This is a genomic window from Sphingobacterium tabacisoli (assembly GCF_017908035.1).
In the GTDB taxonomy this organism is placed as follows: domain Bacteria; phylum Bacteroidota; class Bacteroidia; order Sphingobacteriales; family Sphingobacteriaceae; genus Sphingobacterium; species Sphingobacterium tabacisoli.
Window position 1 is genome coordinate 1208246 of sequence record NZ_JAEQMU010000001.1, and the last position, 17282, is coordinate 1225527.

Below are 17282 nucleotides of genomic sequence, written 5' to 3' on the forward strand. Positions count from 1 at the left end.
ATACATTCAGTTTCAATCCAAAAAATGCCTTTTGGCATATCTCGCAGGGACGGCTCCAACGTTCCTGCTTTTTTATATGCTAAGGCTTGCGTAGCATTATTTCATGACAGTTATCCTCCTTCCATGCACTTTAAATGTTACTAGGTCGGTCCACTCTATTAATTGTAACAATTGTTCAAATTTTTCAAATCTTGATATACTCCCTGAGTATCGAACTTGAGACAGATCACCCTCAAAATTCACCTCCACGTCATACCATCGTGCGATCTCATCCATTACCTCATAGATAGATACGTTGTCGAAAGCAAACTTTCCCGAACGCCAAGCAATACTGTAATTAGGATCTACCTCCTGCACGGTGTTTGCACCCGTAGCTACAGAATGAAGAGCTTGCTGCGATGGAGTAAGAACACTCGCTTTAGCAACCCCCGCATAATGCATAGCTATACTACCTTCTATCAGTGTAGTTTTATACGTAGAGCCGTGTGTATTGACATTAAATTGAGTTCCTAAAACCTCTATTTTCTGCGTGCCACTCGATACATAGAAAGGCACAGCAGTATGGTCACTTTTTTGCTTAACCACTTCAAAGTAGGCTTCTCCTTCTAGCTCCACACTCCTACTATCTTTTGCAAATTTCAACGGATACTTAAGTTTGGATGCGGCATTTAACCAAACTTTAGAGCCATCAGGAAGTGTCAAGCTGTATTCTCCCCCTCTAGGAGTTACAATAGTATTATACAGTTCTTTCCGAGTGGCGCCGTTGTCATCATAGGCATAGCTTATGCTTCCGTCAGCACGTTTGAAGATATGCAAGCCTTTATCCGCCAAAACGGTATCGGTGATAATTTGGTCTAACTCGATAAAGCTACCATCTTCAAATTGAATCCGTGCTTTGTTACTCCCTGGTAGAATTGTATCAGTAGGTTGCATAGACAAACGGGGTTCCATTTCAGTATCGTTAGTATACCACCAAAGCGCCCCTACCACACCGAATAGGAGAAATGCTGCTGCCACAGCTATCTTATACCAGCTATTTCTAAAAAAGGATTTATTCGGATAAAGTATCGGCTTAATACGTTGGTCATCTGTTATCCTTTGAAAAACACGCGATTGAATCAAGTCATCCTCTACATAATGTGACGGTTCAAATTCATCATCCCATGTTTCATACAACATACGTCGTCCTTCTTCTGTGTCCAGAAAGTGACGTAATCTGGAGAGGTTTTCAATATCCAGCGTTCCAGCACGATATTGCTTTAGTAATGTATGTAATTCTTTCTTGTCCAATCGTTGTCAATTTATACCTATAAACGAAAGTCAAAAAGAAATGTACTAGTCCTAAATGTATTTTTTTTAAAAAGTTTATAATACCTAAAATAGGAAAAAATAGATTTTCTGCAGTTTGAGGCGCACTAGTTTTGTTGCAACCTGCAAATGATTTTTGACAGTATGGCGTGAGATTCCCATACTTTCAGCGATATCTTGCTGAGGCTCATCTTCCAACTTGAACCGACGGTATATTTCCTGTTGCTGGGGTGGCAACGTCGCAATAATTTGTTGGAGAATACAATTTAGTTCCGCAAAATTAATCTTCTGCTCTAAATGTAGCGAAATCGAAGACCATTCAAAGGATGCCTCCTGAACAGTCTTCGTTCCGCTTATTTTCTTTCTAAAAAAGGATATACACAGTCTCTTAGTAATAATGTATAAATAGGGATAAAGATCACTCGAAGTCCGGACTTTATCACGGTGCAAAAACAAGAGAGTAAATGCTTCCTGAGCAATATCTTCCGCATCCTCCTTTTCCGTCCCCTTGCTTAAGGCATAACGGAAGATAATCGGAAAATAGAAGTCAAAAGCTTTTTGAAAAGCCTTAGCATCTCCTAATATAAATTGATCAAACTCAACACCGTCTAAAATACCGTTCATTACTTACACTATAATGTGACATCAGATGCCCCAATGGCTGCACAAACTAAATGATTTTGTATATCTTTCAAGTTATTTAATGATTAACAAATTGTTTCGCTATTACTTCTTGATTGCTTTATATTGGTCCGTAATATACAAGTTGATATTATCAATAAAAACCCTATTGGCAGGATCCTCTTGATGGTCTCCCGTCTGAAACTGTAATTGTATTGTCGATGCTGCTGGCATAAGGCTCGGCTTTTTTACTACGAAGGAAAACCGACCGCTTTCCCACATATTACTCAATAATAGCGCAGATTCATAATCATAATGAGTCAAAGTGACCATCTTACTGGTTTTACCATCCTCAAACTCCCCTCCATTCAACTTTACTGTAAGCTTAGCTCTGTCTTTAATACCTTCTTTAGAAACATATCCGACAGCATCAAAGGTCAGTAATAACAAGCTATCTTTCTCTAAGCCCGGAAATATCGGAGAATATAAACTACCACCTTGGTCGACCGTCCCCAACAGCAGATAACCGTTCATCCCCAAAGCAGATGTCGTATTTGAACTCGTCCAACCGACCTGCTTCTGAGCTGTACTCCATTGTCCCATAGAGACAGCTTTACTCAAATCTAGCGGTGAGCCTGAACCAAATTTTAACCAGGCAAAGCTTTCCTCAATACGCGTATTATAACCTTGGTTCAATCGAATAAATACTCCTGAATAGGCATCTGCATTATTTATATTGAGTACACCAACACGTTTTTTATAGCTTTTTTCCATAGGCGACACGTCCAAGATAACACGAGATTTGTTTGTACCTGCTATAGCTTCCACCTTTTCCACCTTTACCCAGTTATTGGTTTCATTGGTTTCAAAAGAAAGTTGCAAAGCGCTGTTACTCGCTACATATAAGGTGTCAAATCCCCCTTCGGCCTTCCAAATCAACTGTCCTGCTTTCTCTTCGAAAGTCTCTGTTTCGGATACCATTATTCCATCTATCAGCATTCCCTTTCCTTCTTCCTTATTGCAGGACGAAAATGCGCATGTCATACCGATAAGAAAACACAATGGCGCAAAGCCTATATGTTTTACTTCAGGTTTTTTTAAAGTAATTGATTTCATATTTTTCGCTAATTTTCTGTCGAGTGGACCGCCCCAGTAGTCAGAAATTAGTAAAAACACAAAATTATCCTTTTTTATCGAAGCGTAAGTTAAGTTAATATGAATTTTTAAAACTTTGGCAACTTGCTTCTAACTTAAAGATGTGATTTTACAAAGGTTTAATTTGATTACTTAATGTCTATTGAAAACTAAATTAATATTTAATATGAAAACTAACAAATAAAGTTTTTGTAATTCCATATTGTCTACTATTAAAAGGCATTAAGATCCACTCTTCACAGAGATGTGAAAGCGTAATTGTTCGCATAGGCTAAGCACTTCTTGTCTTTTTTTCTCCCAACTTTTAGGATCACTGAGTAATTCATCAAGATAAGTTATGTATCCTGAAATCGTATCAAAAAGTCGCGAATTAGAGACCTCACCAACTTTTATTGTATTAATATCCAGTATCCCCAGCTGCTCAAACCCCACTTGGGCAAAGGTTGTAGACTCCGGAAATAAACGACGTAAAGTAAGATAATATGCCAAAAGCAGAGGAACTGAACAATCCTGCGCATGATAAATAGTACCATGCTCCTGTTGACACAAATAAATCGCTCGCTCTAGGTCACCGAAGCTCCCGGTTTTATGTGTCAACAGGTCGCATTTTTTCTTTGTCTCTATGATGGAATTGGTAATAGCTTCCTCTCTCAAAAGGAATGTAATATTTGAATCAAAGAATATGCTCATGGTACTCTGCTGTGTTTGTGTGTAAAACTAAGAACTATGCGATGCGCAAGCACATCACATAGTAAGCTTACGAGGCAAAAGTAGAAAGTAGATTAAATCTATTTTACGGGAAACCGTAAAACCATAATTTTATTTTATCTCCACCCCACTTTCACAGCTATCTCCATCCTCCACCAACAGCTTTGTAAATATTTATCAATGCTAAAAACTGTGACTTTTTGAGCTCCAGAGCCTCTAATTTAGCATCCAGTACGTCGCGTTGCGTAGTCAATACTTCGAGATACTCAGCTCTATTGCCAGCAAACAATTCTTTCGAAATATCGATTGCACTACTTAATACATCGACCTGTTGTTGTTGCTTCTCCATCTCCTGTTGTAAATTCGAAACACCAGCCAGTTGATTCGCGACTTCTAGGTAAGCATTCAGAACGACTTGCTCATAATTATATAAAGCCTGTAATTGTCGAGCTGTTGCTGACTTAAACTCCGCCTGTATAGCACCACGATTTATTAAGGGGGCAAATAGATCTCCAGCCAAGGAGTATAGCATGGACTCCGGCGCCTTGATTAGGTAAGAAGGTTTAAAAGCCTGTAACCCCACTGCGGCAGAGATATCCAGCGACGGGTAAAATTCAGCTCGAGCAACCTTAACATCCAGTTCCGCTGCCTGCAATTCCAACTCAGCCTGCTTCACATCAGGTCTATTATGAAGGATCTGTGAAGGAATACCTACTTTCAACTCAGAAGGAAGTGTCTCCGCCAATGCATCATGATTTCTCGCAATGGGCTGTGAATACCTTCCCAACAAAAAGTTAATCCGGTTTTCCGTCTCCACAGACCGCTGTTTAAGTTTATACGCCAGGCCCTGCGTTTTCAATAACTCCGCCTTAAATTTCTGTACAGCCAGCTCATTGACACGCCCTACAGCCCGTTGTGCTATAACTACCTCCAGCGCCTGTTGTTGCAACGTAATATTACTATTGACCAGCTCTATCTGATTGTCCAAACTTATCAACTCATAGTAGGACGATGCAATCTCACCAATGAGATTACTCAGTACAAAATTCTTCCCCTCCACTGTAGCCAAATACCGGTTTTGTGCGGCCCCTTGTGCCTGATGTAATTTACCCCAGATATCAACCTCCCAGTGGGCAGAAGCCACCAATCCAAAATCTCCTAACGGGTCCGGCATATGGCGACCAGGTTCTATCTCAGTGGATGCGTCTCCGGCTCCCTGACTCGTGTAGCGCCCTACTTTTTCTACTCCTGTTCCTACCTTCAATCCCCCTTTTGGATATAGATTGCTCTTACGCATTGCAACATCGCTCTTTGCTATCTCAATTTCCTGCAACACGATATTCAACTCTTTATTCCTTGATAAGGCCGTATCAATCAACAGCTGTAAGTCCTTATCATTAAAGAAACGCTTCCAAGGGATACTAGCCCAAGAAGTACTATCCTCTTTTGTACTCTGATACACCTGAGGAAGGTCTAGTTGAGGTTTGTGCTCTTTAATAGCAGGCACTTTACAGCCTGCTATAGACAATCCTAGCATCGAAAAAACTAGGCATCTGAAATATACTTTTTTATACATTGTGATCGATCTCTTCGGTTAATGGATTATCTTCTTCATCTTTTATCAATTGCTTACCGTCCGATATCTTCGCGAAGATATAATACAAGCCCGGTATCAGTAATATCCCTATAATAGTACCAAACAGCATCCCTCCGGCAGCAGCTGTACCTATAGTACGGTTACCCAGTGCTCCAGGGCCTGAAGCAAATACTAATGGAATTAACCCTGCGATAAAGGCAAAGGAAGTCATCAGGATTGGTCTAAAGCGAACTTTAGCCCCTTGCATAGCTGCCTGTAAAATTGGCATCCCATTCCTTCTCTCCTGCACGGCAAACTCCACAATCAATACCGCATTCTTACCCAATAGACCAATGAGCATCACCAGCGCAATCTGTGCATAGATATTATTTTCCAGCCCAAAGACCTTTAGCAGAAAAAAGGCACCGAAGATACCGACAGGAAGCGATAGAATAACGGTAAGTGGCAGTATAAAACTCTCGTATTGCGCAGCCAGCACCAAATAGACAAAGCCCAGACAGATTAGAAAAATATAGATATCCTGATTACCCCTTCCCACTTCATCTTTAGAAATACCGGCCCAATCGATACCATATCCCCTAGGTAGTGTCTTTGCAGCCACTTCTGTCACCGCCTTTATAGCTTCACCACTACTGTATCCCGGAGCAGACGAACCACTTATCTCAGAGGCATTAAACATATTGTGACGCGTAATTTCAGAAAGTCCATACACCTTATCCATATGCATAAAGGCAGAGAAAGGTACCATTTCATCCTTATCGTTCTTAACATATAGCTTCAATATGTCCTGCGGAAGCGCTCTATACTCAGGTAATGCCTGCACCATAACCTTATATTGACGACCAAATTTGATAAAATTTGTCTCGTAGTTACTACCAATCAGTGTAGATAGCGTATTCATGGCATTTTCAATCGTCACGCCCTTTTGCTGTGCTACATCATTGTCAATATTAAGCATGTACTGTGGAAAACTCGCACTGTAAAATGTAAATACGGAAGACAATTCAGGTCGTTTGTTCAGCTCAGCGACAAACTCCCGGCTCACCTGTTCCATTTTCTGGAAGTCACCACTACCTTGCTTATCCAATAGACGCAACTCAAAACCACCAGCCGCTCCATATCCTGGTACAGCAGGTGGTTGGAAAAACTCGATCTGCGCTCCGGGAATATCCTTAGCCATCTCTTCCAGTTCTTCAATGATTTCCTGTGCATTATGCTTCCGTTCGTTCCAATCTTTCAGATTGATAAGACAAGTACCCGTATTGGCCGAAGTACCCTCCGTAAGAATCTCATAACCAGCAATAGAAGATACCGAAGCTACACCATCGACATGAGTTGCTAGCTTTTGTAGTCTATTCGCCGCTTCATTTGTCCGTTCTAGAGATGCCCCAGCAGGAGTCTGTATGATGGCATATATCATTCCCTGATCCTCATTTGGGATAAAACCACCTGGCAGACTATTGTTCATAAAATAAGCGCCTATACTAAAGATGACAATAATCAAAAATGTCAAAGCCCGCTTATTGACCACCTTAGAAAGAACAGATTGATATAATCCCAACTGCTTTTCAAAGAAGCGATTAAAAGCAAGGATAAACCGATCCAAAAGCGATAGTTTTTTCTTACCATGCTGGTTCTTCAACAAGATGGCACACAGTGCAGGCGTCAATGTCAACGCTACAATTCCGGAAAGGATAATCGAGGTTGCCATCGTGATGGAAAACTGTCGATAGAATACTCCTACCGGTCCGGACATAAAAGCCACTGGAATAAATACCGACGCCATCAAAAACGTAATGGCGATAATTGCCCCCGCTATCTCATGTATTGCTTTCATCGTCGCTTTCAGGGGCGAAAGATGCTCTGTTTCCATCTTGGCATGTACTGCTTCAACAACAACAATGGCATCATCCACAACAATTCCAATCGCCAATACGAGCGCAAATAAAGTAATCAGATTGATCGTTATGCCGAACAATTGCATAAACATAAATGTCCCAATCAAAGATACGGGCACCGCTAAGGTCGGAACCAAAGTCGAACGCCAGTCTCCCAAAAAGAGAAATACTACAATACCGACCAATATAAATGCTTCTACTAATGTATGTACAACCTTCTCCATTGAAGCATCAAGGAATTTCGACACATCATAACTGATTTCATATCTCAATCCTTTTGGAAAACTAGGCTCCAACTCTTTCATTCTTGCTTTTACATCCTTAATAACCTGGGAGGCATTACTGCCATAAGACTGCTTTAAGGTAATAGCGGCGGATGGTTTATTGTTTAAGGTCGAATACAAATCATACAGTGCACTTCCAAATTCTATATCAGCAACATCTTTTAATCTCAGCAATTCACCATTGGGATTAGCACGAACCACAATATTTGCGTAGCCCTCTTCATTCGTATATCTACCCGAATACTTTAATACGTATTGAAAAGCCTGCGAACGTTTTCCAGAAGCTTCACCTGTTTTACCAGGAGACGCTTCTAAACTCTGCTCTGACAACGCTTTCATAATATCTTCAGCCGAAATCTTATACGCCAACATACGATCCGGCTTCAGCCAAATACGCATGGCATACTCGCGATTACCCAAAATATTAGCTGTCCCCACTCCATCTACACGCTTCAATTCGGACAGTACATTTAAATCTGTATAGTTAAACAAAAAGTTTCCATCTAGCGTACTATCTTCCGAATACATATTGATATACATCAACATATTAGACTCTTCGCGTGTCACCTTTACCCCTTCCCTTACGACAATAGGTGGCAGTTTGTTCACCACCGACGCTACGCGGTTCTGTACATTGAGTGAAGCCTGATTCGGATCTGTACCTAGATTAAAAACCACCTGTATAGAAGCCTCCCCATCATTACCCGCATCAGAAGCGATGTACTTCATTCCTGGCACGCCATTTAACGCTCTTTCTAGTGGAATAATAACAGATTTGATCATCAATTCCCCATTGGCTCCAGGATATTCGGCCGTGATATTCACTTTTGGAGGCGATATAGAAGGAAATTGTGTGACTGGCAATGAAAAGATGGCAATAACACCTAGAAATAGAATTACCAACGAAATAACTATCGCCAATACAGGCCTGTGTATAAATTTATTAAACATTTGATATCGTTATTTAAAAAGTCTATTCCGCTTGTAAGCGTAGATTAGACAAGACCTTACGTGGCGCTTGAAACTCGCCAATTACTTTATCCCCTTCATTCACTTTCTGTACCCCTTCCAGCAGGATTACATCTTCGGCACGCAGTCCATCGGACACGATGTATATATCCGGTAATGCCCCTGATAACATGATCCGACGGGCGTGCACTTCTCCTTTCTTATCCACAACAAACACATATGTTCTGTCTTGCAGTTCATAAGTCGCTTTCTGAGGGATCAACAGCGCCTGTGTAACTGGTACCTTCATCTGTACCTTTCCGGTTTGTCCGTTTTTAAGTAAGCCCTCGGGATTCGGGAAACGTGCTCGGAAAGCAATATTTCCGGTTTCATTATCAAATTCACTTTCAATCAATTCTACAGAACCCTTATAAGGCAGAACAGTGTTATTTGCCAAAAGAAGATTCAGGTTATTCTCTGCCTTATGGTCTTTATCATTTTTATAGTCCAAATACTCGCGCTCAGATACATTAAAATAAACCTGCATATTACTATTATCAGAAAGACTGGTCAATAAGGCGCCTTCATCAATAAGACTTCCCAGACGTAAAGGAATTCTGTTTATTGTTCCGCCGAATGGCGCACGTATCTCGGTAAAGGAAAGATGAGCCTTGGCGATGGACATTTCTGCTTTCGCCTGTTCATATTTGGCCTTCGCCATTTTGACTTCATTATTAGCTACAATATTTTTGCTGGCCAAGGTTTCCGCATTTTGGAGTTCAATAGCGGCCATATCCACTTCTGCTTTTGCCTTTTCATACTCTGCCTGGTATAAGGTAGGCATTATCTTAAACAGCAACTGTCCTTGGGCCACATGCTGTCCCTCATCTACGTAAATCTGCTGTAGATAGCCTTTCTCCTGAGCCCTGATTTCAATATTCTTAAGCGAACGTATCTGGGATACATACTCTCTAACGAGGCAAGTATCTGTTCTTAAAGGTGAAGTCACCGTGAATTTTTCCGCTACGGAATGCTCGTGCCCCTTGCTAGTACAGGATATGTAGAGAATCGCACTAGCCACGATAAATAGATTGGTTTTCATTAAAATAAACATTAGTAGTTAAACTTACTGACGAGCATTAGATCTCAACCTGTTAGTACAGATTGTAGACTTAGGCCCTCCATTCAGTTTACTGTATTACATGAGGTATATCCCCCAATAAAGTTGTCAAATAGTGATTGTGAAGATCTTTCCGATTACAAATCCTGTATTAGCCGACAGCTAACAAATGTTTGAATGTTCAAAAGAAATCGGAAGAAATAAGAAAACCGCCTTAACTAAAAACGGATTTAGAAGCGCATAGAGTGGCTAAATCAATAGTACACGCTGTACCAAATATTGTTCCTGAGCTTTGGGAGCCAGGTAATAACAAAAGGGCAACCTTCGTTTGAAGAAAAAGAAAAACTGTATCAGCAATCCTCCATACACCAACATAAAGAAGAAATGTGGAGAGGAGAAATACCTTTGAACGACAGAGAACAGATCCCCTTCTGATAAGCTTTCTACAATAGAGTTTTGACTAAAGGGGGATTCTTGTTCTTGGCCTATCCGAAAAACTTTAAATGGTTTAAAGCGGGGTGAGCTTGTATGTAGATTTGATATTGAAAAGGTGCTTACAGCAGTGTTAGATGACAAGTATAATAGTGGGCAACACAATGTCCACAATATCATAAACGCTATCCAAAAATCCCTTTTCATTTTCGCTCAAATTTACATTTAGGTATGAAATTCTAAATGCATTTAACGTTTTTTAACTAAAAGGGACTTTTCGTTTTAAGATTTGAAATCTTAAAACGAATTAAATCAAACCGATATCTTTACAATAGGCAACCAATTGCTCATTCTTAGAAAAGCCGAGTAAATCTTTCATTAAGCCCAGACGCTTTTCAATGCTGCTCAGTCCAGAAGGCCGTATATCGCGCTCCTGTAAATAATGAGGTATATTCTTCTGCAATACCCCGTCTGCTAATAAGGAGAGAATATTAACATCTAAAGCACTGAAATCATGAGAATTACGAGTACGTATAGCTTGCTTTATATCAGGAGATTGATACTTACGATTATCAAATAGGGTATATAATGCTTCTTTTAAATGCTGCGCGTCCCGTCTTGCTTTGCGCACATATCCCTCTATCCCATATTTATTAAATAATTCTTCGATGACTCCGCTACGGTTCTCTGCAGAGAAAACAATGATTTTAAGATTAGGCTGAACTGCTCTTACCGCTTTGATTAGCTCCATCCCGCCAGAGATGTGTTGCTGATTGTAATCATCTTCAAATGATAAATCAGTAATCAATAAATCATAAGGTTCATCATCACGTAGAGCATTCCGCACCCAACTCAATGCATCGTCGCAATAATAGACATATTTTGTGTCTATTATCCCAACCTCCTGAAGTGTTTTCTGAACAGAAATATTTGCTATTTCGTGGTCTTCTGCAATAAGTACTTTCTTAAACATAGTCTTCATTTTTTCATAGGATAGGAATCGAAATATGCACTTTCAACCCCTTGCCTATCTCACTGACAAATTTAATATCACCATTTATATTTTCCATACGGTTTCCCGTACTATTCAAACCATTTCCTTTTACAAAATTATGAGGCAGACCAATACCATTATCATTGTAATAAATATTCAACCAGTTTTCCAACCGTTCGAAACGTACAACCACCCGATCGGCCTGACTATGTTTACGCATATTCACCATTAACTCTTGTAGGACATGCTCCACCTCGCTCTTGACGATTTCTGAAATAGAATTCCATAATTTGGCCTCATTCCCTGCCATAATCACTTGTCGATTTTCAGTAACATAAGAACGGAGCAGCTCTCCCAAAGATTCATTAAACGGTTGCTTTTCAGAAGAAGAATTTTCTTGAACCTCATAGGAGATATCCCTGGACTTTTCATACATGCTTTCTAAACGATCTAATATACCCTCTCTATCGATGTCTTCTCTATTTTCAATTTCGGTCATTACGCGGTACAATCCATTAGCTACGACATCATGTACCTTTCTTGAAGTTTTGAGTTGGCTTGCTTTTATTCTATTATTCGTTTCGAGAAGAAGCCGTTGTTTACGCCGTTTATACCAAAACAAGCTAAAAACGGTGATCAAAGTAAAAACAGCAACAATTGCCCAAGTTAAGATATGCTGCATATTGATTCTATACTTTTTATCATTGACTTCATTCTGAAGTTTTAGATTGTCTGCTTTATTCTTCTCCACCTCATATCGAATTAAAGCAAACTGATTTTTTGCTTTAGCACGCACCAGCTGTATACTGTCTGATAGCTCTCTATAATCATCAAAATAAGCTTTGGATTTGACTGCTGGGCTAAAGGAAATCAGTTGTTTTAATGCGTCAAGTCTATCGTCGACACTTTGGAGACCTATCGCGACATCGTATCTCTTCTGGGCATAATATAGCGCTGAGTCTGGATTACGATTTTCATAATAGTGCGCTAAATGTGCTAAACTGGAATTTATCCCCCATTTATCCTCTTGACGAATACGAATTGCTAAAGCTTTTTCCAAATCAGCGAGAGCGTCATAATTTACGTCAGTTCTATTACGTTGACTTGCGTAGTTAGCCAATGCTCTTGCATAATCTTTCTCATCCTTACTCTCCCCAGCCAAAATATATTTATAAATATTTAGCGCTTTCTTCTCTTCCCCCATGCTTGACAACGTCTTCGCTTTATTGTTTAAAAAAACTTTGGTATCCAAAGAATCCTGAGAATAATGAATAGCTCTATCATAAAATAAAACCGCTCTTTGATGATCATTTAGCTCATCAGTCACGTTACCAAGGTTATTATAATTAAAACTCAAATATACGGCATGGTTAACATTGTTGGTATCAAGATAGTTATGTGCTTCCAGTGACAATTCTTGTGAGGTTAAGTAATCGCCTATTTCCCAAACTGTAACAGCCATTTGGATTAGGCAGTTTGCGGCATTAAGACTATCCTTGGCATCGATAGCCATATTCTTTATATTTTCAAACTCAGCAAAGGCACTATCCGGCTTTTCATCATCTAGGTAAGCAAAAGCGCGTTCATACTGCCGAGAAAAGTCTAGAACAGTTTTATCAACCTTCTTAGCTTCTTTTTCAGAACATGAAAACAAGACAATAAGAAACAAAAATAGACCCGTAATCCTCAAAGCAAACAATTATGCCTTGAATCTACAAAAAAAGTAAAATATAAGGCGACAAATGCCGCCTTATATTTTATACAATTCCCTTTATCGGTTTCGGTATAGGAGGTCTTCCCCCGCCTTTGTCTCCACCTTTACTACCATCCGCTACAATATTTTCAATTGACTTATCCGCTTTCGGGGTTGAATGCAAGGATAAGCTACTCGCCATAAACAATGCGATAATTAAATGCCACATGAGTCAAAAAATTTAAAAGTCTAAAAACAGGTAGGTCAGGTGCTCCACGCACGAGATTGCTACGATTGTCTTCAGAAGGCCTTCTGAATTTTTTGGGAAGTGTGAACATATAGTCCGGAAAACAAAAACTGCTTCCCAAACCGGCTTATACTTTCCGGACTATATGTTTTTTAAAAATCTTAAACTACGCCTGCCAACACTAGTAATGACTCATCGTCTGTTCCGATTTACAATGCAAACATAATCACTATAAACACCTAAAAATCAAATAATTCCACTATTTCCAAACATTCCTAAAGAGTTCCAATATCACCGCCTATTTTCCGATAATTCCACACAAATGCGCCATTACATAAAATGTCGACACTTACGGTTTTCCGTAAATTCCGATACAGGAGGGGGTTAACTTTGTTGTATGTTTGAGCTATTTAAAGAAGCAGTTCGGTCTGCTTACCTTACGAAGAAGAATAATAGAACGCTACCCTATGATGAATTGGAGAAGCCTTCACCTGGTGATTTACGGAACTTGTTTCTGCTACTAATCGCTAGAGGATTATCACAAGATGACCAAGAGACCCTGGTACGTTTTTTTAAGTATAATGGAGATTATGTCGAATTGGAAACGCATATCCGTAGGTATGATCTGGACAAGTTTAGGCCACTGAGAAATTATATCCTTGGCAACACCTGTAATCCTTCCGAAGATATCGTTAAGATATTGGCTATACTCATAGACTTTACCCCGCGCCCATACCGTAAATGGAGAGAGGAGCATCTCACAGCAGTTGGCCCGGAAAACGAAACAGACGAATACCGAAGAAAAAAAGAACAGTATTCTTCTCTTAAAAACACTGTCGGACTAAGTAAAAGTAGTTCGAGACCGATTATGCCACGATCTTCTAGTTCATCTTCATCCATTCGAAATGGGCTCAAATTATTACTGTCCTTAGGAATAATCTCTACTGTAGCTGCAGTATTTATAGCAAAAGAATAGGCTATCTGATTTAAATCTAATCAAATAGCCTAGCTAAACTTTAAACGGCAACTAAACAGGATGTGATAGAAACGAAAATTATCTTCCTCTATTCCGAACGCTATTGGGCGTTCAGAGTAAATACTTAGACATATCATGCCTTAAAACCAAAAAGCCACCTCAATGAGGTGGCTTTCCTTTACTTATAACGTACTCAATGACTTATTTTTCGTCTAGTACGGTTAAACTTTTCTTGATGATGTCGATGGCTTCCAATAACTCGGTTTCGGAGATAACCAAAGGAGGAGCAAATCTAATTTTATCTCCATGAGTAGGCTTTGCCAGCATTCCATTTTTCATCAGTTCAATACAAAGATCCTGAGCTGCATCGGGATTCGGGTGATTGATAACAACGGCATTCAACAACCCTTTACCACGCACCTGTTTAATATATTTGTGATTTAGTTTCTCTAATTCAGATCTAAATAACTGCCCCAGTTTCTCCGCTCTATCGGCTAAATTCTCTTCTTTCAGAACCTCAAGCGCAGCAATCGCTACAGCACATGCCAAAGGATTTCCACCATAAGTAGATCCATGCTCTCCAGCTTTGATACAAAGCATCACTTCATCATCAGCAAGAACAGCTGATATAGGCAATACTCCCCCACTAAGGGCTTTTCCTAAAATCAAGATATCCGCACGAACGCCTTCGTGATCACAAGCGAGCATCTTGCCTGTACGTGCAAGCCCCGTTTGAATCTCATCGGCAATAAACAATACATTATTTGCTTTACAGATCTGGTAACTCGAAGCTAGATAGCCGTGGTCTGGTACATATACGCCAGCCTCACCTTGAATGGGCTCGACCAATAATGCGACCACATTAGGGTCCTGAACAGCGCGTTCTAACGCCTCTGTATCATTATAAGGAATAGTCACATAACCGGACACAAAAGGACCAAATCCGCTCCTAGCCGTATCATCTGTACTGAAAGAAATAACATTTATTGTACGTCCATGGAAGTTTCCTTCTACTGTAATGATTTTAGCTAATCCAGGCTCAACACCTTTTACCTCATACCCCCATTTACGTGCTAATTTCAACGCCGTCTCGACAGCTTCTACTCCTGTATTCATTGGCAATACCTTATCGTAACCAAAATACGAGGTAATATACTGCGTATAGCCAGCCATCTTATCACTATGGAAAGCCCTTGAAGTAAGTGTCAATTGCTGTGCTTGCTCCGTCAATGCATTAATAATCTTAGGATGACAGTGTCCTTGATTTACAGCCGAATATCCAGATAAAAAATCAAAATACTCTTTACCCTCTACATCCCATACCTTAGCACCTTTTCCCTTTGATAAAACAACAGGTAGTGGGTGATAATTGTGCGCTCCATGTTTCTCTTCTACATCGATAAAGGAAGCTGTTTTTGCTGGAATTTGATAATTGTTATACATAAGTTTATGCTTGTTTTACTTCCCCACTCTACTAGCAGAGTCCAGTGGAGAGGCGAAAATTACTATTTCCCAAAGCTATAAAAATATAACATCACCTAAAAGCGCAGATAGAAAATCAATAAAAGCTTGAATAAAAATAGAGATTCACAAGATTTATTTAAGCTAATGAATGAATTCCCCCCTAAATTTATTGCTTTCTAGAGCGTATCTCTAGATTAACGATAATATCCCGCTTCTTGCCTTCGATAAGTCCAAGATCCCCAGCCACAAACACACCTTTATCATTGGTAGACATATTTCTGATTCCGTAGACCGTAGACTCGTCCCCCGGATCGGTAGCCCCTTCATAGCGGTACAAATAATCGATAATATATCCGTCTGCCTCATTCTGCAACCGATCAAAATGCACGTTATAATCAATTGTATATCCCTTTTCACTTAGCTTTTGCAAGGCAATACTTGCAGATTCATAATTAAAAATAGTTTTCATCAAACCTCCTTACATTTTTTATATTCTCTTACCATAACTAGAACAAATCGCAAGCAAATCTGTTTACAGATTTGTATAAAAAGCCCTGCTCCAACACCTTTTAACCCAAAGTTAATTTCAGTTTCTATCTTGATTTGACCATTTGTGCCTAAAAAAAATAAACGCGTTAGAACAGCTTAAAATCAAAATAGAGCAAGATCCACTTTTTCGAAATCTAAAAAACCTTACATATTTTGAAAAAATGGCCTAAGAGTTTTAAAAAAAGGCTTAGGCAACTTTTCGAAATGGCTTAGGCAACTTCGAAAAGTTGCCTAAGCGAGTTTGACAACGCAGAGGTAGCGCACAAAACTAACCCCAAAAGAAACAAACATTCCTACAGCGAACATTCATTTTCGTCAAAAATCCCCATTAAAACCATCAACCTCCTCCCTATTTTATCTGCGGATTCCGGCACAACACGATAGTTAGCCTCAAACGTTTCATGCAGCCATTATTAAATATTAACTTTGGGCTACAAAAAAAAGAAAACATCATGGCACATCCCATCCCTACAACTGCGAGCAACCCATCGGAAGCATTCTCCCGACTTTTGACAGTGATGAATACCCTGCGGATAGATTGTCCTTGGGATAGAAAACAGACGATGGAAAGCTTACGTCACCTGACCATCGAAGAAATGTACGAACTGGCAGATGCAATTCTGGATCAAGATCTCGATGAAGTAAAGAAAGAATTGGGCGACCTCATGATGCACTTGGTTTTCTATGCTAAGATTGCAGAAGAACAGAATGCATTTGATATTACTGAGGTGCTCAACAGTGTCTGTGACAAATTAATCCATCGTCATCCACACATCTATGCCGATACAAGGGTAGACAATGATGAAGATGTCAAAGCCAACTGGGAGCAGATTAAATTAAATGAAGGCAACCGTTCAGTCCTTGCTGGTGTTCCAAAAACACTCCCTGCCCTAGTCAAAGCATATCGCATACAGGACAAAGTACGTGGAGTAGGCTTTGATTGGGACGACAAGACCGAAGTCTGGAAAAAAGTAGAAGAAGAGCTTCAAGAATTTAAGCAAGAGTTTGATCTTGAGAATAAGGATACCATTGATATGGATAAAGCGGAACAGGAATTTGGTGATCTTCTCTTCTCTTTAATCAATTATGCCCGACATATGGGAATCAATCCCGAAAATGCGTTAGAAAAAACAAACAAAAAATTCATACGTAGGTTTAACCATTTAGAACAGCGGGCATCCGAGAATGACCAAAAACTCAGTGAAATGAACCTTGCTGAGATGGATGTTTATTGGAACGAAGCAAAGACGCTAGGTCTCTAAATGGTCATAATATCGAAAACTAAAAA

At 39.7% G+C, this 17282-nt stretch carries 14 protein-coding genes; 2 read left to right on the forward strand and 12 right to left on the reverse strand.

Annotation, left to right across the window (positions count from 1 at the left end):
• Positions 1–96: 96 nt before the first annotated feature.
• The 10 genes from JKG64_RS05030 to JKG64_RS05075 all read right to left on the reverse strand — a co-directional run bounded on the left by JKG64_RS05030 (position 97) and on the right by JKG64_RS05075 (position 12987).
• Positions 97–1290, reverse strand: coding sequence for a FecR family protein (locus JKG64_RS05030; RefSeq protein WP_210353240.1), 1194 nt, complete (start codon positions 1288–1290; stop codon positions 97–99).
• A gap of 84 nt (positions 1291–1374) precedes the next feature.
• Positions 1375–1932, reverse strand: a complete 558-nt coding sequence (locus JKG64_RS05035; RefSeq protein ID WP_210353241.1) for an RNA polymerase sigma factor — start codon at positions 1930–1932, stop codon at positions 1375–1377.
• A gap of 102 nt (positions 1933–2034) precedes the next feature.
• Complete coding sequence (locus JKG64_RS05040) at positions 2035–3045, reverse strand: hypothetical protein (RefSeq protein WP_210353242.1); 1011 nt, start codon at positions 3043–3045, stop codon at positions 2035–2037.
• Positions 3046–3306: 261 nt separating this feature from the next.
• Complete coding sequence (locus JKG64_RS05045) at positions 3307–3774, reverse strand: hypothetical protein (RefSeq protein WP_210353243.1); 468 nt, start codon at positions 3772–3774, stop codon at positions 3307–3309.
• 157 nt (positions 3775–3931) lie between these two features.
• Positions 3932–5329: a TolC family protein gene (locus tag JKG64_RS05050; RefSeq protein ID WP_246512479.1), complete on the reverse strand. Its 1398-nt coding sequence runs from the start codon at positions 5327–5329 to the stop codon at positions 3932–3934.
• 31 nt (positions 5330–5360) lie between these two features.
• The gene (locus JKG64_RS05055; protein ID WP_210353245.1) at positions 5361–8522 is read right to left on the reverse strand and encodes an efflux RND transporter permease subunit; all 3162 of its coding nucleotides are present in this window, start codon (positions 8520–8522) and stop codon (positions 5361–5363) included.
• A gap of 22 nt (positions 8523–8544) precedes the next feature.
• Positions 8545–9621 carry an efflux RND transporter periplasmic adaptor subunit gene (locus JKG64_RS05060; protein WP_210353246.1) on the reverse strand — a complete coding sequence of 359 codons (1077 nt, stop codon included), beginning with the start codon at positions 9619–9621 and terminating at the stop codon, positions 8545–8547.
• 757 nt (positions 9622–10378) lie between these two features.
• Positions 10379–11044: a response regulator gene (locus JKG64_RS05065; protein WP_210353247.1), complete on the reverse strand. Its 666-nt coding sequence runs from the start codon at positions 11042–11044 to the stop codon at positions 10379–10381.
• 13 nt (positions 11045–11057) lie between these two features.
• Positions 11058–12755 (reverse strand): tetratricopeptide repeat-containing sensor histidine kinase, encoded by a 1698-nt coding sequence (locus tag JKG64_RS05070; RefSeq protein ID WP_210353248.1) that lies wholly within the window; start codon positions 12753–12755, stop codon positions 11058–11060.
• A 67-nt stretch (positions 12756–12822) separates the two neighbouring features.
• Positions 12823–12987 (reverse strand): hypothetical protein, encoded by a 165-nt coding sequence (locus JKG64_RS05075; RefSeq protein ID WP_210353249.1) that lies wholly within the window; start codon positions 12985–12987, stop codon positions 12823–12825.
• Between the two features lie 415 nt (positions 12988–13402).
• Here JKG64_RS05075 and JKG64_RS05080 point away from each other — a divergent pair, with 415 nt between their 5' ends.
• Entirely contained in the window at positions 13403–13981 is a 579-nt protein-coding gene (locus JKG64_RS05080) for a hypothetical protein (protein WP_210353250.1), read from the forward strand.
• Positions 13982–14182: 201 nt separating this feature from the next.
• Here the strand turns inward: JKG64_RS05080 and rocD are convergent, their stop codons facing one another.
• Positions 14183–15424 (reverse strand): ornithine--oxo-acid transaminase, encoded by a 1242-nt coding sequence (gene rocD / locus JKG64_RS05085; RefSeq protein ID WP_210353251.1) that lies wholly within the window; start codon positions 15422–15424, stop codon positions 14183–14185.
• Between the two features lie 187 nt (positions 15425–15611).
• Entirely contained in the window at positions 15612–15914 is a 303-nt protein-coding gene (locus JKG64_RS05090) for a hypothetical protein (protein ID WP_210353252.1), read from the reverse strand.
• A gap of 532 nt (positions 15915–16446) precedes the next feature.
• Here JKG64_RS05090 and mazG point away from each other — a divergent pair.
• Positions 16447–17256, forward strand: a complete 810-nt coding sequence (mazG, locus tag JKG64_RS05095; protein ID WP_210353253.1) for a nucleoside triphosphate pyrophosphohydrolase — start codon at positions 16447–16449, stop codon at positions 17254–17256.
• Positions 17257–17282: the final 26 nt, after the last annotated feature.